The sequence below is a fragment of the Marinobacter sp. genome (genome assembly GCF_041686475.1).
GTDB lineage: Bacteria > Pseudomonadota > Gammaproteobacteria > Pseudomonadales > Oleiphilaceae > Marinobacter.
In genome coordinates this window covers 17690-33674 of the sequence record NZ_JAWLDU010000010.1, presented here as the reverse complement: position 1 = coordinate 33674, position 15985 = coordinate 17690, and the positions used below count along the sequence as shown (strand labels likewise).

The following is a 15985-nucleotide window of genomic DNA, read 5'->3' as shown; positions in this document are numbered from 1 at the left end:
ATGGGGGCTGTTGAGGAAATACACGTTGCGGTGGGGGTCATTTTCCGCGCGGGAAAAGTACTGATTGCCCGGCGCCCGGATCATCTCCACCAGGGTGGCCTGTTGGAGTTTCCGGGCGGCAAGGTAGAGAGCGGTGAAACCGTTCAGCAGGCGCTGGTCAGGGAGATTCTTGAAGAAACCGGGCTGCGGATTGCACCAGACTCCCTTGAACCGGTTATCGAGGTTCGTCATGACTATGGCGACAAGCGTGTGTTTCTCGACGTCTGGGAAACGTCATCAGCCGAGGGAGATCCGGAAGGTCTTGAGGGTCAGGCGATACGCTGGCTCGATCCCGGCCAACTGAGCGACGCTGACTTTCCTGCTGCCAACCGGCCGATTATCCGCGCGCTGCGCCTGCCCAGCCACTACGCCATTACCGGGGCCGCAGCCGATGGCAATGCATATGGTGAACAACTGACGCAGAGTCTGACTGCCGCAGCGCCGGAGCTTTGCCTGTTGCGGGCGCCGGAGCTTGGGGACGGTGCCTATGAAAAGCTGGCCGAATGGGCGCTTGAGGCCTGCGCCGCATGCGGTGCAGAACTGATGCTGCATGGCGCGCCAACGCTGATCAGGCAGTTTCCCCGAGCCCGCGGTCTGCATCTGCCGTGGCGTGAAGCCAGACAGATTTCTGCCCGCCCCCTCACAGCTGATTACCTGCTGGCGGTCTCCTGCCACAATGAGGAGGAGATTGCTCATGCGTTGCAGCTTCAGGCAGATTTCATCACCCTGGGACCGGTCAGGCCCACCCCCTCGCATCCTGGTGAGCCGGGAACAGGATGGCCTCGTTTCCGGGAGCTGGCGGCAGCCTCCACGGTTCCCGTGTATGCCCTGGGTGGTCTTGATTTGACCGATATTGCTGAAGCCCGCAGTGCCGGCGCTCAGGGTATTGCCGGCATCAGTTTCTGGTGGCATAACGCCTGATATTGGTCAGGCCGCAGGCATTGCACCCTCTGGTATGATGTACAGCTCAAACCCACCCCATGATGATTCCCTGGAGCGATTGTGAGCAAACTGACGCATCTTGATGAAAAAGGCGCCGCGAGGATGGTGGACGTAACGTCCAAGGCCGTCACTGAACGCGAGGCGAGAGCAGAAGCCCTGATCAGAATGGCGCCTGAAACCCTCTCAATGATTGTGGAAGGGCAGCACCCCAAAGGTGATGTGCTGGCAGTCGCGCGAGTGGCAGGCATTATGGCGGCCAAGAAAACCCATGACCTGATTCCGCTTTGCCATGCGTTAAACCTGACATCGGTAAAAGTGGAACTGACACCGGGCGAGGATGGTGCATCGGTTCATATTGCCACTTTCTGCAAGCTCTCAGGGCAGACAGGTGTGGAAATGGAGGCCCTGACCGCCGCCAGTGTTGCAGCACTGACACTCTACGACATGTGCAAGGCCGTTGATCGGGGCATGGTTGTGGACAATGTCCGCCTGCTGGAAAAGAAAGGTGGCCGCAGTGGTCACTGGTCTGCATCAGACTCCGCTTCGTAAGTCCTGTACGAATCAGTTATACCGGAGGATAGACCGTGCAGAGACTACGCCAGGACGGTGGCCACGTGATAGAATGCGCGGCCCGATTGACTGAACCACGAGGAAGCACTGTGGCCGTTCGTTACATCCAGACATGCCGGTTGCCCACCCCTTTCGGCGTTTTCGACATGCACGGCTTCGAAGAGCCGGATACCGGGAAGGAACATGTGGCGCTGACGCTGGGTGACCTTGGCAGCCCCGAGCCGATGCTGGCGCGCACTCATTCCGAGTGCCTGACTGGAGACGCCCTGTACAGCATGCGTTGTGATTGCGGTTATCAACTGGAAGAAGCGCTGCGTAGCATTGCCCGCGAAGGTCGTGGCATTCTGATGTATCTGCGCCAGGAGGGCCGTGGTATTGGCCTGCTGAACAAGATCCGCGCCTATAATCTGCAGGATCAGGGCGCCGATACGGTCGAAGCGAACGAGCAACTTGGGTTTGCGGCTGATCTGCGGGACTACAGTATGTGCCGCGATATGCTGGAGCATCTGGGCGTCAGCAGCCTGAAGCTGATGACCAATAATCCCCGCAAGGTGGACGCCCTGGCCGACCTGGGGATCGAAATTGCAGAGCGTGTACCTCTGCACGTAGGACGCAACCCCCACAACGAGCACTACCTGAACACCAAACAGAGCAAGCTCGGCCACTGGTTCGAAACACACCAGGACGACGATCCCACCGTCTGATTTTCAGCGCTCCTACTTTACCGCCTTGAGTGACTGGTTGTATTTCATGTACTCCAGGCGGCCTTCGATAGTGCGCTTGATGCCTTCGGCGTCGAGACCGCAGGAAGACAGTAGCTCACCGTGTTTGCCGTGATCGATGAAGGTGTCCGGAAGGCCAATCTGCAGCACGGGCTGGCTGACATCTCGGCTATTGAGAAACTCCGTTACCGCACTGCCTGCACCGCCCGCAATAGCATTCTCTTCGACGGTGACCAGAAGGCCATGCTGTTCCGCCAGTGACAGAATCAGCTCCTCGTCCAGCGGCTTCACAAATCGCATGTCGGCGACGGTTGCTCCCAGAGCCTCGGCGGCTTCAAGGGCAGGCGTCAGCAGGGTGCCGAAGTTCAGGATGGCGATACCCGAGCCTTCTCTGACCAGGCGACCCTTGCCGATGGGCAGGGCAGCGAGTTCGCTGACGATCTCTGTGCCTGGCCCGGTTCCCCGGGGATAGCGCACCGCCGCAGGGCCTTCGAACAGCATGCCGGTATGGAGCAGCTGACGGGTTTCGTCTTCGTCAGAGGGCGCCATCACGATCATATTGGGGATGCAGCGCAAATAGCTGATGTCGAAGGCACCCGCATGAGTGGGGCCGTCCTCACCCACCAGGCCGGCGCGGTCAATGGCAAACAGAACGTCCAGGTTCTGTATGGCGACATCGTGGATCAACTGGTCGTAGGCGCGTTGCAGGAACGTGGAATAAATTGCCACTACCGGTTTTGCGCCATCGCAGGCAAGACCTGCCGCCAGTGTTACCGAATGTTGCTCGGCAATGGCGACGTCGAAATACCGGTCCGGGAAGCGCTGTGAAAATGCCAGCAGATCAGAGCCTTCACACATGGCCGGGGTAATACCGACAATGCGTTCGTCCGCTTGCGCAGCGTCGCACAGCCATTGACCAAAGACATTGGCATACTTGGGCCTGGATGGCTTTGGTGTAACCGGCTCCGGTTTGCTGGGCGGTACCGGCTCGATCTTGTTGATGGCGTGGTAGCCAATGGGGTCGACTTCGGCAGGGGCAAAACCCTTGCCCTTGGTGGTTACCACATGCAGGAACTGGGGGCCATCAAGCTCGCGGATGTTCTCCAGGGTTTCCACCAGCAGGGGCAGGTCGTGGCCGTCGATGGGGCCGATGTAGTTGAAGCCGAGCTCCTCGAACAGGGTGCCCGGAGCAATCATGCCCTTGAAGTGTTCCTCGGTCTTGCGGGCCAGGGCCATGAGGTGCGGTGCCGCCTGCAGTACCCGTTTGCTGCTGTCGCGCACCTGGTTGTAAGTGCGGCTTGCCAGCAACTTGGCGAAATAGTTCGACAGCCCACCCACATTGCGGGAAATGGACATGTCGTTGTCGTTGAGGATAACCAGCATGTCAGCGTGCAGATGGCCGGCATGATTCAGCGCCTCAAAGGCCATACCGGCGGTCATAGCGCCGTCACCGATGACCGCAATGCTCTTGCGGCCGGTTCCCTGCAGGCGCGAGGCCACGGCCATGCCCAGTGCTGCACTGATCGAGGTGCTGGAGTGACCCACGCCGAAGGTGTCGTATTCGCTCTCGGCCCGTTTGGGGAAGCCCGCCAGTCCGCCCTTGCGCCGTATGCTGTTCATACGCTCGCGCCGACCGGTGAGAATCTTGTGGGGATAGGCCTGGTGCCCAACATCCCACACCAGACGGTCTTCCGGGGTATTGAACACATAATGCAGGGCTACTGTCAGTTCCAGAACCCCCAGTCCGGCACCGAAGTGCCCACCCGTCTGGCCCACAGACCAGAGCAGGAACGCACGCAGCTCTCGGGCCAGCTGAGTCAGCTGGTCGTCTGCCAGCTCTCGCAGCTGTGCTGGAGCATCAATCCTGTCCAGAAGCGGCGTGTTGGGCCGTTTTGACGGGATTTCCTTGAAAGTATATGTATCCTGCATCTGCTCGGGTCTTTTCCGGATGGTTCAAAAATGTCGGTACTATTATAGGGGATGAAGTGGCCCGGTTTCACACCGATCGGGCCAGTCGGGTTCCACAAGTTTTGTACAACCAGTGTGCACCCCAGTCCCCCGGTGTATCAATGGGTGCGGGCCACCACATAACCGGCCATGTCCCTGAGAACATCGCCTTCCTTGCCAAACCCCTCCAGACTGGACAGGGCAGAATCCAGAAGCTGGGACAGGTAGGCTCTGGCCCCGGCCGTTCCAAGCAGGGATGGATAGGTGGGCTTGGCGCGGGCCATGTCCGACCCCTGGGGCTTGCCGATCACTGTTGTATCACCTTCGATATCCAGCAGATCATCCTGTACCTGAAAGGCAAGCCCGAGAGTTTGTGAATATACGGTAAGAGCTGCCAGTTGGTTGTCACTGACTTCGGGGGCAGTCAATGCCCCCATGCGGACACTCGCAGCAATCAGGGCGCCGGTTTTGTGGCGGTGCATTTTCTCCAGCTGGTCGATGGTCAGACTCTTGCCAACCGACTCCAGGTCGATGGCCTGGCCGCCCACCATGCCTCTGTGCCCGCTGGCGGAGGCCAGCTCCCGTATCATCGAAAGACGCACCTGCTCATCCAGTCCCGGTGCCTCTGCCAGCCAGCCGAACGCCATGGTCTGCAACGCATCGCCTGCCAGAATGGCCGTTGCCTCGTCAAAGGCGATATGGGTTGTGGCGCGGCCCCGGCGCAGTTCGTCATCGTCCATGGCCGGCAGGTCATCGTGAATCAGCGAATAAGCGTGGATCAGCTCCAGGGTGCACGCAGGAACAAGTGCGTTTTCCTGTGGCTGGCCCACCGCGATCGTCGCAGCGATGCACAGGGCAGGGCGAATGCGCTTGCCGCCGCCCAGCACGCTATACCGCATGGCCTGCTGAAGGCGCTCAGAACCGCTGCCGGCTCCGGAAAGCTGGAATTCCAGTTCCGCGTCGATCCGGTTGCGGCAATGTTCGAGGAACGTCTCCAGGCGGGTATTCGATGTGGGCATCAGGCAGGTTCGTCCGGTGTAAAAGGCCTGGTTTGCAGGGTCCCATCGCTGTTTTCAACCAGCTGTTCCACGCGCTGCTCTGCCGTCTTGAGGGCCTGCTGGCACTCGCGTGTGAGCTTCACGCCCCGTTCAAAGGCTGTCAGCGATTGCTCCAGGGACAGTTCGCCCTGCTCGAGGTCACGGACCAGTTTTTCCAGCTCATCCAGGGACTTTTCAAAGTCGGCGATGGACGCCGTGCTTTTCTCACCGGCCATACAGGGCCTCCGGTTGCTTCGCGGAATTTCGCGGATTATACCAAAGCTTCACGCCGGCCGCTGCCAGCAGAATGCCCCGGCACCTTCCTTTTTGCCGCCCGGGCCCCATACCTGTTCTGTTACGCGGATCTCACCGGAGGCACTGACGGTAACCACGGTAGTGGCGCGGGTGCCGTATTCGCTGCCGACGATAAACGGAGATGACAGGAATCGCTCTCTCTCGAGGCCGATACCCGTGTCCGGCAGCTCATGGTCAGGGGCAGGGGTGGTGTCATACAAACGCTCGATCAGGTTCTGGTGGAGCGCCTCTGTGGTTCCGGAGCCGGCACTCTCCAGCAGCCCGGTGACCGAGTTCCTGAGCCGGAGCAGCTTGGGCCATGGCGTTTGCAGCAGGTGATTGCTGAGGCCGTAGGTGCCCCGGTGGACGTGGCGTCCGTGGTGAACGTCGTGATTGCTGAAATACCAGCCGTGTCGGGTATTCAGGCTGACCAGGTTGAATCCCGAATACTGGTTCCCCCGTTCCCGTACCAGGGATTCAAGGGTTCCGGTTTCCCCGGCCAGAGCCATCAGTGGGAGTTCTCCCCGGGATTTCGGGCCCGCTACCGGAGAAGCTTCCCGCACATTGGTGACGGCTGACACCCGGCCATCAATGTCTACGGCAAGCCAGGTACCGCCTGAGAGCAGATCGCGGCCTGCAAGCACCTGCCGCCCGGCGATTTCGCTGTTCCACCAGTCCATGGCTGCGGTGGGGCGTTGAAAGAACTCGTCACGGTTGGCGGCCACCACCAGTGGGAAGTCAGGATTCTGTCGCAGGGAAAAAACTATCAGGCACATGAGGCGGGCTCTTCCATCGCGAGTGAACAAAGATGCGTCGGTGTGTATCATACCAGCCTGTTTTATTCTCTGCGTGTGGCTGAGTATGACCCTGATTGCTGTAATTGGTCTGTATCTGGCTCTGGGCGCCCTGGCGGGCACCATGGCTGGCCTGTTTGGTATTGGCGGCGGCCTGGTCATCGTGCCGGTGCTAATCTTCAGTTTCGGCCTGCAGGGGATCAGTAGTGAAATAGCGGCACATCTGGCTGTCGGTACCTCCCTGGCCACCATCGTTTTCACGTCAGTCAGTTCCATCCGCTCCCATCATCTGCATCAGGCTGTTCGCTGGGACATTTTCCGGCCCATGACCGCCGGCATTATTATCGGCGCGGTACTGGGTGCCTGGACGGCGTCGATGCTCAGTGGCGATGCCCTGGAGCTGATTATCGGTGTGTTTGTCATTCTGGTGGCTCTGAAGATGTTGCTGTCAGTCAACCCGGAAGCCGGGCGCGATGTACCCGGGTCTGCCGGGCTGGGTGGCGCCGGGGCTGGTATTGGCTGGGCCAGCGCCATTTTCGGTATCGGCGGAGGCACCCTGACCGTTCCTTTCCTGAGTTGGTGCAATGTGCGCATGCAGCAGGCCGTGGGCACCTCCGCCGCCTGTGGCCTGCCTATTGCCGTTGCCGGAGCGCTGGCCAACATTGTCACCGGCTGGCAGAACCCCCACCTGCCTGAGCTTAGCGTGGGGTTCATTTATCTGCCCGCATTTCTGGGCATTGTCCTGACCAGCGTCTTTTTCGCCCGGGTGGGCGCCAACCTGGCCCACCGCCTGGATGCGGCGCTGCTCAAAAAAATATTTGCCATGGTATTGATCGTGGTGGGTATCCGTTTTCTGTTATGACCTGAGGGGTTATTGATGCTTCAGCATCCGCAAATCGATCCGGTGGCCATTGCCATCGGGCCCTTGAAAGTGCATTGGTATGGCCTGACCTATCTGGTCGGTTTTCTTGTGGGCTGGTGGCTTGGCCGTATCCGCGCCCGCAAGCCCTGGTCACCCATCAATGAAACCCAGATGGGCGACATGCTCTTTTATATTGCCCTCGGGGTCATACTGGGTGGCCGTTTCGGCTATGTTATTTTCTACAACTTCGGAGCTTTTGCGTCCGACCCGTTGATGCTGTTGCGGGTCTGGGAAGGAGGCATGTCCTTCCACGGTGGCCTGCTTGGCGTGATGTTTGCCATCTGGTGGTTTGGCCGAAAAGTGGACCGTACCTTCTGGCAAATTGCCGATTTCGTCGCGCCGCTGGTGCCGGTGGGACTCGGTGCAGGGCGCATCGGCAACTTTATTAACGGCGAACTCTGGGGCAAACCCACGGATCTGCCCTGGGGCATGGTCTTCCGTACGGCACCCGACGCACTGGCGCGCCACCCGTCCCAGCTTTACCAGTTCGCGCTGGAAGGCGTGCTGTTCTTTATTATTCTGTGGTGGTTTTCCTCGAAACCCCGGCCCCGTATGGCGGTGTCTGGCCTGTTCCTGATGTGTTATGGCATCTTCCGCTTCCTGGTGGAATTCGTACGCCAGCCCGACCCCCAGCTTGGCTACCTCGCCTTCGACTGGCTCACCATGGGTCAGGTTCTGTCGTTCCCGATGATCCTGGCCGGCGCCGGACTGATTGTTTTCGCTTATCGGAGAAACGCTGAATGAAAGCCTATCTCGACCTGATGAAAGACGTGGTGGACAACGGCACGGACCGCGGCGACCGCACCGGCGTCGGCACCCGCTCCGTATTTGGCCGCCAGATCCGTTTCAACCTGCAGGACGGCTTCCCGCTTGTGACCACCAAGAAAGTCCATCTGCGCAGCATTATCCAGGAACTGCTGTGGTTCCTTCAGGGTTCCACTGACAATAACTGGCTGAAAGAGCGCAACGTCTCGATATGGAACGAATGGGCCCTGGAAAGCGGCGACCTGGGACCGATCTACGGTAAACAGTGGCGCAGCTGGCAATGCCCGGACGGCGGCACTGTCGATCAGATCAGCGATGTGATCGACCAGATTCGCAACAAGCCCAACTCCCGCCGCCTGATCGTCTCCGCCTGGAACCCGGCCGAACTCCCCGACGAATCCGTCGGCCCTCAGGACAACGTCCGCCAGGGCCGCATGGCACTGGCCCCGTGCCACTGCCTGTTCCAGTTCTACGTCTCCGACGGCAAGCTATCCTGTCAGCTTTACCAGCGCAGTGCCGACCTGTTTTTGGGTGTACCGTTCAATATCGCGTCCTACGCCCTGCTGACCCACATGATCGCCCAACAGTGCGATCTGGGTGTCGGTGAGTTTGTGCACACATTCGGTGATTGCCATCTGTACCAGAACCACCTGACCGACGACATTGTCTTCGAGCAGTTGAAACGGTCGCCCCGGGCGTTGCCTCAACTGGTGATCAAACGGAAGCCTTCGTCCATCTTCGAGTATGAGCTGGAGGATTTCGAGTTTGATGGGTATGACCCTTATCCGGGGATTAAGGCGCCTATTGCGATTTGACCCTTTGGCCTGGTTTCCGGCCCTTTGGTTTGGGGGCTGCAGGTCAGCGGGTGGGGCTTTCAGGAAAACGCCTCGAGACGTCCGTGTGCGGCTTGGGCTCCGCCATCCATGGCTCCGCACATTTCCTGAAAGCCCCACCCGCTGACCTGCGACTGAACAACAGAGTTCGATTATCTGGAAGGTTAAGCCAGACTAAGGGGCTATTCCGAATTAAACTCAGTTAAGTGTTCTATCCCGCAATGATCATGGGTCAGCGAACTGCATTGTCGAATCGCGAGAGGGCGGGGAAGAGTGTCCAAAAATGTGCGGAGCCATGGATGGCGGAGCCCAAGCCGCGCATGGATGCCTTGAGGCGTTTTTTGGACACTCTTCCCCGCCCTCTTGCAGCCACAACACCAGAGAGCCGGCAAAACTCCCAAGCAAGAGGGTAAACAACCGATGAGGAAAGCACTCATAGTGGCCATGTCCCGCAACAGGGTCATCGGCCGTAATAACAAGCTGCCATGGTATCTGCCAGGGGATCTGAAATACTTCAAACAGGCCACCATGGGCAAGCCCATTATCATGGGGCGGAAAACCTGGGACTCCATAGGCCGGCCATTGCCGGGGCGGATGAACGTGGTGATTTCGCGGAACCCGGAATGGGAGGCGCCGGCAGGAACAGTGGCTGCAAAGTCACTGGACGAAGCGCTGGTCAAGGCCGAAGCTCAGGCCGAGATCGAAGGTGGGGACGAAGTGATGATTATCGGTGGCGGGCAGATTTACGCCGAGGCCCTGCCGATGGTGGATCGAATCTATATTACTCAGGTGCACGCAGAGGTAGAGGGGGACGCATTCTTTCCGGAAGTGAACTGGGAAGAGTGGGAAGAAATCGGACGGGAGGATTTCTCCGCGTCCGATAACAACCCTTACGACTACAGCTTCGTAGTCTATCAGCGCCTCAGTCAGTCTTGAGCGACTGAATCAGCCCTGACGGGGCGGGCGTTTGCCGGCGGGCTTGCCGCCTTTACCCGGGGGCTTGCCCTTCGGGCCCGGGCCGCTACGGCCCTTGGGGCCTTTCTTGAAGCCAGGCTTGTACCCTGGCTTACCACCCGGGCGACCACCGCCGCCCTTGCGGTCACGGCGTGGCGGTGCATTGGCTGAAATCTCCGGCAGGGCCTCTGGTTGCTCCAGCGGCAGTGAGCCGGGCTGGGATGCTTCCAACCAGCAGGCCAGGGCACCGGCGACCATTGCCGTGTCCATGTCATTGCGCTCGGCAATCTCATCCAGAAGCGCCATGGCCTTGGCCAGCTTGCCATCCTCTGCAAAACCCAGAAGCTGCGTTTCAAACTGCTCTTCACGCATCTTCTTGAGTTCTACGGGCGAGGGCAACTGGTAGGACTCCATCGGCGAGTTGGTGGCACGCTCGAGCGTACGCAACCAGCTGCGCTCCCGGGGAGTTACCAGCAGAATCGCCTTACCTTCACGGCCGGCACGGCCGGTGCGGCCAACCCGGTGGATGTAGGCTTCGGTGTCGTAGGGCACGTCGTAGTTGATGACGTGGGTGATCCGGGGCACGTCCAGACCACGGGCCGCTACGTCTGTTGCTACGATAATATCTTTCTTGCCACGCCTGAGGTCTTCTACCGTCTGCTCACGCTGGCGCTGGTTCAGGTCACCGTTCAGTGGCGCCACTGCGTGCCCGCGGGCCGAGAGTTTTTCTGCCAGCAAAGTGGTTTCAGCCTTGGTGCGGACGAAAACAATGGCGGCATCCAGTGGCTCTACCTCAAGAATGCGCGTCAGTGCATCGAGCTTGCGCTCGGCATAAACTGGCAGCACGAACTGTGAAATACGCTCAACCGTGCGGGTTTCGCTCTCGATTTTTACTTCCGTGGCATCACGCAGGTAGGTCTGGGCAACTTTCTTGATCTGCGGCGGCATGGTTGCGGAGAACAGGGCGCGCTGGCAGTTTTCAGGTGTCTTCGCCAGAATCGCTTCCACGTCGTCAATGAAGCCCATACGAAGCATTTCATCAGCTTCGTCCAGTACCAGCGCCTTGAGGCTGTCCAGCTTCAGGGTGCCCTTGCGCAGGTGGTCCAGCATGCGCCCCGGCGTTCCCACGATGACTTGGGCGCCGCGACGCAGGCCCTTGATCTGGGGGAAGAAATCCTGCCCGCCGTATATCGGCAGTACATGGAAGTTACGGAACTTGCTGGCGTAAGTGGTAAATGCCTCGGCCACCTGGATGGCCAGCTCACGTGTTGGTGCCAGCACCAGAATCTGCGGCTCCATAAGGGAGGCATCAATTCGGCTCAGCAACGGCAGTGCAAAGGCGGCAGTCTTGCCGGTACCGGTCTGGGCGACACCCAGGAGATGTTTGCCGGCCAGCAGCGCAGGAATGGTCTGGGCCTGTATGGGCGAGGGTTTTTCGTAACCGACGGCGGCCACAGCTTCAAGGACAGCTGGATCCAGGCCGAGTTCGGCAAAAGACAATTCAGACATTAATGTACTCGGAATTCGAAGGGTAGAGCATTGCATTGCAATGCATGATGTGGCGTGGATTATAACTGGTTTCCTGCATCTTTAACACGGCTAATGCCAGCGGCGCGGTAGGTAGTTGCCGGAGCCGGCGGTTGCGTTAATGGCGGATATTCGGCAATCTCCGGGTTGTTTCGGTTAGGATGCTAATGAGGTAGGCTAATGAATTTTGACAGATTAATGGAAGCGGTCGCGCAGGGTGGAGAGGTTACCATCCCGTCAACCTGGAGCCAGGGGCGCGCCTCTTTCGGTGGTGTGGCGGCGGCGCTGGTGTTCGACCGGATGGCTCATGTGGTTGCTCCAGATCGCCCTATGCGATCCATGCAGGTGTCGTTCGTGGGCCCGGTTACACCGGATGAGCCTGCGACAGTTGAAGCCGAAATCCTGCGCGAAGGCAAGGCGGTCAGCCAGGTGTTGGGCCGTATCGTCCAGGACGGTGAGCCCAAGCTGGTGGCACTGGCCAGTTTTGCCGGGGACAGGGATTCAGCGGTGCGTGTTGACGCCTTGCCGGCGCCGGAAGCGAAGCCGGCCAGTGAGTGCCGGGGGCTGGATTACATTGCAGGCGTCACACCGGAATTCATCCAGCAGATCGAGATGCGCTGGGCGTTTGGCAATCTTCCTTTCACTGGCAAAGGTGGTCGGGAGCTTGGCGGGTGGATGCAGTTCAGGAACACGCCGGAAACCTTTTCAGATGCCCATATTATTGCACTCGTTGATGCGTGGCCGCCTGCTGTTTTGCCGCACGTAAAAGGGCGAGTGAAAACCAGTTCTCTGAGTTGGGCCCTTGACATCGTGCATCCCAGGCCCGTTCTTGAGCCGGGAGATTGGCTGCTGTATAAGGCGATGATTGATGAGGCAAGCGCCGGATACGGACACACTCATGCGGGAATCTGGACCGAAAGCGGGGACTTGGTGGCCCTGAGTCGGCAAACGGTAACGGTATTCGGATAGTGGTATAAGGCGTTTCCGTGAAATCAATAGAAACAATAAAAGTACTGGCTGCCAGTGTGATCGCGGTTGTGGTCATGGTGGGTATTGCCCGGTTTTCCTATACGCCAATGATTCCCGAGATGGTCGACGCGCTTGGCCTGAGCACGTCCCTGGTCGGAATGCTGGCGACGGTGAATTACGCCGGCTACCTTACCGGTGCGCTGCTTATCACCCGGATCAGCGATCTCGGGCTCAAGGTAAGGCTTTACCAACTCGGTCTCGTCGTCGCGGTAGTCTCAACGGTTCTAATGGGGTACACCACCAATGTGTGGTTGTGGTCCATATTGCGATTTATCTCCGGGCTCAGCACCTCGGCCGGTATGTTGTTGGGGGCGGGTCTGCTCATGGGCTGGCTGATCAAAAACAATCAGAAATCCGAGCTTGGCGTTTTCTTTTCCGGTATCGGGCTCGGGATTGTTCTCACAGCGGTGGTGGCCGAGCTGATCAAGGATGCCTTTACCTGGGATACGCAGTGGGTAATCTACGGACTGGTGGCGTTGGTGTTGCTGGTTCCAGTCTGGCGCTGGATGCCTGACTACCGGGCCTGCGCGTTGCCGCAAACCACAAGCAAAGCTGCGAGGGAAGGGCGGAGCCGCTTTATCCGCATCTTGCAGTTGGCCTATTTTTGCGCCGGTGTTGGCTATGTGGTCACAGCCACCTTCCTGGTGGCTATCACGGAGTCCATGCCACAGCTTGAGGGGAACGGATGGCTGATCTGGCTTGTTGTTGGTCTTGCCGCCACGCCGGCTTGTTGGCTATGGGATGTGTTCTCGCGCCTTTGGGGGCAGTGGCTTGCACTTTACCTGGCGTACACCCTCAACTCTGTCAGTATCTTGATGCTGATCGTCAATGCCGAAATGGTAAGCGTGATACTCAGTGCCGTGATCTATGGCGGCAGCTTTATCGGCATTGTCAGCATGATGCTGGCTATGGTGGGGCGTGTTTTTCCTGAGAATCCGTCCCGGCCGATGAGCCGGCTTACATTCAGTTATGGCATTGCTCAGGTGCTGGCGCCTGCCGTTGTGGGTTACCTGGCCGATGTGGAAGGTAATTACACCAACGGGCTCTGGCTTACATTGGTTGTGATGGCGCTTGGTGTGGTGGTGCTGCATCTTGCACGAAGAATGGAGCAGCGGGGGCAGGGCAGGTCTGCAATCTCCCGCTAACAGCGGCCGTGATACTCCACTTCGGGGAGCGGTTATTTCATTTCTGGCAGGGCTTCGGTGACAGTGCCTGCATCGCGAAGGCCACCGAAGCGTTTGTAGAACTTCTCCCCTGGTCCTGGCAGCGGGCCGGACGCATTTTCCAGCGTTTCGTCGAGCCACTGTTCGGCCCGCACATAGATCTTGCGGTAAAGGTTGCGACAAAGCTGCTTGGCGCTTCGGCCTTCCCAGTCACCCGGTAACAGTTCATCTGGCAGTAGAGGGTCGCGGAGCAGAATCTTGCGATATTCGTGGATCAGCAGAACCCGCAGGAGCAGACATTCCTCCGGACTGAGGGTGTCCTCGGACTGAAGTTCCCGCCATAGCGGGCGGAACTGTTTCAGAAAACGTCGGTACCGCCCTCCCAGCTCCTCCAGGTTCCAGCTCTCCCGGACCTGCAGGCGAAGCGCCCTGGGGCTCTTCTGCTCCATGGGCATGGTCTCCATCACGATGGTGTCCTCTAGGGCTCCCCATTCCTGCAACATTGGGATCAATTCATTGCGGGTAAATCTGGGGTGCTCCATCAGGCCCGGTGCCATGCTGCCAAAGCTGAGCCACTTAAGCTCTTCCCGGACTTTCTGGCGAAGCTCCGGTGCCAGTTGATTCAGGTACACAAGGCACCAGCTGCCGCTCCACTCTTCAGTATCCAGGTTGTAAACGTGCTGGAACGCCTGCTCGAATCGGCGCAGGCCGGGACCTGTCAGACTGTAATAACTGCAGCGGCCGACCTTTTCGGTTTGCAGCCAGGACTCCTGAACCAGGCGATACACGGACGTACGCACCAGCCGTTGGCTGATTCCCATGGGCTCTACCAGTTTCATCAGGCTGCCAAGCCAGACGTTGCCGCCACGGGGAACGATGGCGTCGCCATAGATGGTAATGATGAGAGAGCCGGCGCGGAGTGGCCGTTTCTTCTGAAAATTCTTGATGAGCAGTTCTAGTTGGCTTTTTGCAGTCATGGTCCGGGTCCGCAAACAGGAATCAATGAAACAGGTTGCAGGTATTATGCGGGTCTTGCGTGTCAGGTAAAGGCTTGTCTGTCTGATGGCTTTGCTGGCGCGTTGCGCCAGCGTCAGCTTTACTTGGAAGGCAGCGATCCACCGCCCTGAAATCAGTTGACATGGAAGTTATGATACAATAAATTCGTTTGATATTCGTCAACGGTATCGAATTTTACCGGGAGCGAAGAAGGACTGCTGTAATCACGGATGAAGAAAAACAAACATACTCATGCCCCTGCACAATTCGGGAGAACAAAAACAATGTTAAAAACTATGATGCGTCGCGCAGGAAAATGCGCAGTAGTAGCTGCGGCAAGTCTCATGATGATGAGTGCCCAGGCAGCCGAACCAATCAAGATCGGGTCGTTTCTGTCAATTACAGGTCCGGCCTCTTTCCTTGGCGATCCTGAGGTGAAAACCCTTGAGATGTACGTCGAGAAAATCAACGAAGAAGGCGGCGTCCTGGGGCGTCAGCTGGAGTTGATACATTACGACGACGTTGGTAATTCCTCCTCTGCTCGCAACTTCGCCAGCCGCCTGATCCGCTCGGATAACGTGGATATCATCGTCGGTGGCAGCACGACGGGTGCGACCATGGCGGCGGTACCATTGATTCAACAGGCAGAGGTTCCGTTCATCTCCCTGGCCGGCGCTGTGGTTATTACCACCCCGGTGAAAAAGTGGGTTTTCAAGACACCCCAGTCTGACCGCATGGCCGCGGAACGCATCCTGACTGACATGAAGGATCGCGGAATCACCAAGATCGGGTTAATTTCCGGCACTGGTGGTTTTGGTAGTTCCGGCCGTACCCAGACTCTGGAAGTGGCAGAGAAGATGGATATGGAAGTGCTGGCCGATGTCACCTACAGCGGATCTGATACAGACATGACCTCCCAGTTGACCAATATCGGTAACACAGAAGGTGTTGAAGCGGTCCTGAACTTCGGTTTCGGGCAGGGCCCGGCCATTGTGACCCGCAACTATGATCAGTTGGGCATGGAGCTTCCTTTCTATCAGTCCCACGGCGTGGCATCTGACGGCTTCCTTGATCTGGCCGGTTCTGCGGCTGAAGGCCTGCGTCTGCCGGCATCCCCGCTGCTGGTTCCGGATTCTCTGCCGGATGACGATCCCCAGAAAAAAGTGGTTCAGGACTACAAGGCAGAGTATGAAGCTCGCTGGGATTCCAGGGTTTCAACCTTTGGTGCCTATGCCTACGATGGTCTGATGCTGGCTGTACGCGCAATCGAAGAAGCCGGCTCTACTGATCCTGAAGCCGTACGTGAGGCTCTGGAAAACATCGAGGGCTACGTCGGTGTTACCGGAGAGTTCAACATGTCTCCGGATGACCACAATGGCCTCGACCCAGAGTCCTTCCGTATCCTGGAAGTCCAGGATGGCGAATGGCAACTGATCGACTGATATTCCTTT

Annotated in this window: 16 protein-coding genes; 10 read left to right on the top strand and 6 right to left on the bottom strand. The window is 58.5% G+C overall.

Annotated features, from left to right (window positions below; translation table 11 throughout):
- The 3 genes from ACESMB_RS04110 to ribA all read left to right on the top strand — a co-directional run bounded on the left by ACESMB_RS04110 (position 1) and on the right by ribA (position 2255).
- Positions 1–960, top strand: a complete 960-nt coding sequence (locus tag ACESMB_RS04110) for a Nudix family hydrolase (protein ID WP_372925951.1) — start codon at positions 1–3, stop codon at positions 958–960.
- 81 nt (positions 961–1041) lie between these two features.
- Positions 1042–1530: a cyclic pyranopterin monophosphate synthase MoaC gene (moaC, locus tag ACESMB_RS04105; protein ID WP_372925952.1), complete on the top strand. Its 489-nt coding sequence runs from the start codon at positions 1042–1044 to the stop codon at positions 1528–1530.
- 110 nt (positions 1531–1640) lie between these two features.
- Complete coding sequence (ribA, locus tag ACESMB_RS04100) at positions 1641–2255, top strand: GTP cyclohydrolase II (RefSeq protein WP_372925953.1); 615 nt, start codon at positions 1641–1643, stop codon at positions 2253–2255.
- 12 nt (positions 2256–2267) lie between these two features.
- Here the strand turns inward: ribA and dxs are convergent, their stop codons facing one another.
- The 4 genes from dxs to ACESMB_RS04080 form a co-directional block, all read right to left on the bottom strand.
- Entirely contained in the window at positions 2268–4202 is a 1935-nt protein-coding gene (dxs, locus tag ACESMB_RS04095) for a 1-deoxy-D-xylulose-5-phosphate synthase (protein ID WP_372970973.1), read from the bottom strand.
- Positions 4203–4339: 137 nt separating this feature from the next.
- On the bottom strand, positions 4340–5239 hold the full coding sequence (locus ACESMB_RS04090; protein ID WP_372925955.1) for a polyprenyl synthetase family protein: 900 nt from the start codon (positions 5237–5239) through the stop codon (positions 4340–4342).
- On the bottom strand, positions 5239–5493 hold the full coding sequence (locus ACESMB_RS04085; protein WP_372925956.1) for an exodeoxyribonuclease VII small subunit: 255 nt from the start codon (positions 5491–5493) through the stop codon (positions 5239–5241). The genes ACESMB_RS04090 and ACESMB_RS04085 overlap by 1 nt, the downstream gene beginning before the upstream one ends.
- A 48-nt stretch (positions 5494–5541) precedes the next feature.
- Positions 5542–6327, bottom strand: coding sequence for an NRDE family protein (locus ACESMB_RS04080; RefSeq protein ID WP_372970972.1), 786 nt, complete (start codon positions 6325–6327; stop codon positions 5542–5544).
- An 85-nt stretch (positions 6328–6412) separates the two neighbouring features.
- Between ACESMB_RS04080 and ACESMB_RS04075 the strand changes: the two genes are divergently transcribed.
- The 4 genes from ACESMB_RS04075 (at position 6413) to ACESMB_RS04060 (ending at position 9801) form a co-directional block, all read left to right on the top strand.
- Complete coding sequence (locus ACESMB_RS04075) at positions 6413–7207, top strand: sulfite exporter TauE/SafE family protein (protein ID WP_372970971.1); 795 nt, start codon at positions 6413–6415, stop codon at positions 7205–7207.
- Positions 7208–7222: 15 nt separating this feature from the next.
- On the top strand, positions 7223–8011 hold the full coding sequence (lgt, locus tag ACESMB_RS04070) for a prolipoprotein diacylglyceryl transferase (protein ID WP_372925959.1): 789 nt from the start codon (positions 7223–7225) through the stop codon (positions 8009–8011).
- Positions 8008–8847, top strand: a complete 840-nt coding sequence (locus ACESMB_RS04065; protein WP_372925960.1) for a thymidylate synthase — start codon at positions 8008–8010, stop codon at positions 8845–8847. Before lgt ends, ACESMB_RS04065 begins: the two co-directional genes overlap by 4 nt.
- Before the next feature lie 438 nt (positions 8848–9285).
- Positions 9286–9801 (top strand): dihydrofolate reductase, encoded by a 516-nt coding sequence (locus ACESMB_RS04060; protein ID WP_372927497.1) that lies wholly within the window; start codon positions 9286–9288, stop codon positions 9799–9801.
- 9 nt (positions 9802–9810) lie between these two features.
- On the opposite strand, the gene ACESMB_RS04055 is transcribed toward ACESMB_RS04060, so the two are convergent.
- On the bottom strand, positions 9811–11328 hold the full coding sequence (locus ACESMB_RS04055) for a DEAD/DEAH box helicase (protein ID WP_372970970.1): 1518 nt from the start codon (positions 11326–11328) through the stop codon (positions 9811–9813).
- 198 nt (positions 11329–11526) lie between these two features.
- Here ACESMB_RS04055 and ACESMB_RS04050 point away from each other — a divergent pair, with 198 nt between their 5' ends.
- Together ACESMB_RS04050 and ACESMB_RS04045 are read left to right on the top strand one after the other, a co-directional pair.
- Positions 11527–12315: an acyl-CoA thioesterase gene (locus ACESMB_RS04050; protein WP_372970969.1), complete on the top strand. Its 789-nt coding sequence runs from the start codon at positions 11527–11529 to the stop codon at positions 12313–12315.
- Positions 12316–12332: 17 nt separating this feature from the next.
- Positions 12333–13520: a YbfB/YjiJ family MFS transporter gene (locus tag ACESMB_RS04045; RefSeq protein ID WP_372970968.1), complete on the top strand. Its 1188-nt coding sequence runs from the start codon at positions 12333–12335 to the stop codon at positions 13518–13520.
- A gap of 32 nt (positions 13521–13552) precedes the next feature.
- Here the strand turns inward: ACESMB_RS04045 and paaX are convergent, their stop codons facing one another.
- Entirely contained in the window at positions 13553–14515 is a 963-nt protein-coding gene (gene paaX, locus ACESMB_RS04040; protein ID WP_372970967.1) for a phenylacetic acid degradation operon negative regulatory protein PaaX, read from the bottom strand.
- Between the two features lie 303 nt (positions 14516–14818).
- Between paaX and ACESMB_RS04035 the strand changes: the two genes are divergently transcribed.
- Positions 14819–15976 carry an ABC transporter substrate-binding protein gene (locus ACESMB_RS04035; RefSeq protein WP_372970966.1) on the top strand — a complete coding sequence of 386 codons (1158 nt, stop codon included), beginning with the start codon at positions 14819–14821 and terminating at the stop codon, positions 15974–15976.
- The last annotated feature ends 9 nt before the right edge of the window (positions 15977–15985 follow it).

What these genes read in the sequence shown, in the direction of transcription:
- ACESMB_RS04110 (WP_372925951.1), top strand. Translation starts at nt 1, where the DNA reads ATGGGGGCTGTTGAGGAAATACACGTTGCGGTGGGGGTCATTTTCCGC.
- dxs (WP_372970973.1), bottom strand. Translation starts at nt 4,202, where the DNA reads ATGCAGGATACATATACTTTCAAGGAAATCCCGTCAAAACGGCCCAAC.
- ACESMB_RS04090 (WP_372925955.1), bottom strand. Translation starts at nt 5,239, where the DNA reads ATGCCCACATCGAATACCCGCCTGGAGACGTTCCTCGAACATTGCCGC.
- ACESMB_RS04085 (WP_372925956.1), bottom strand. Translation starts at nt 5,493, where the DNA reads ATGGCCGGTGAGAAAAGCACGGCGTCCATCGCCGACTTTGAAAAGTCC.
- ACESMB_RS04080 (WP_372970972.1), bottom strand. Translation starts at nt 6,327, where the DNA reads ATGTGCCTGATAGTTTTTTCCCTGCGACAGAATCCTGACTTCCCACTG.
- ACESMB_RS04075 (WP_372970971.1), top strand. Translation starts at nt 6,413, where the DNA reads ATGACCCTGATTGCTGTAATTGGTCTGTATCTGGCTCTGGGCGCCCTG.
- lgt (WP_372925959.1), top strand. Translation starts at nt 7,223, where the DNA reads ATGCTTCAGCATCCGCAAATCGATCCGGTGGCCATTGCCATCGGGCCC.
- ACESMB_RS04065 (WP_372925960.1), top strand. Translation starts at nt 8,008, where the DNA reads ATGAAAGCCTATCTCGACCTGATGAAAGACGTGGTGGACAACGGCACG.
- ACESMB_RS04060 (WP_372927497.1), top strand. Translation starts at nt 9,286, where the DNA reads ATGAGGAAAGCACTCATAGTGGCCATGTCCCGCAACAGGGTCATCGGC.
- ACESMB_RS04055 (WP_372970970.1), bottom strand. Translation starts at nt 11,328, where the DNA reads ATGTCTGAATTGTCTTTTGCCGAACTCGGCCTGGATCCAGCTGTCCTT.
- ACESMB_RS04050 (WP_372970969.1), top strand. Translation starts at nt 11,527, where the DNA reads ATGAATTTTGACAGATTAATGGAAGCGGTCGCGCAGGGTGGAGAGGTT.
- paaX (WP_372970967.1), bottom strand. Translation starts at nt 14,515, where the DNA reads ATGACTGCAAAAAGCCAACTAGAACTGCTCATCAAGAATTTTCAGAAG.
- ACESMB_RS04035 (WP_372970966.1), top strand. Translation starts at nt 14,819, where the DNA reads ATGTTAAAAACTATGATGCGTCGCGCAGGAAAATGCGCAGTAGTAGCT.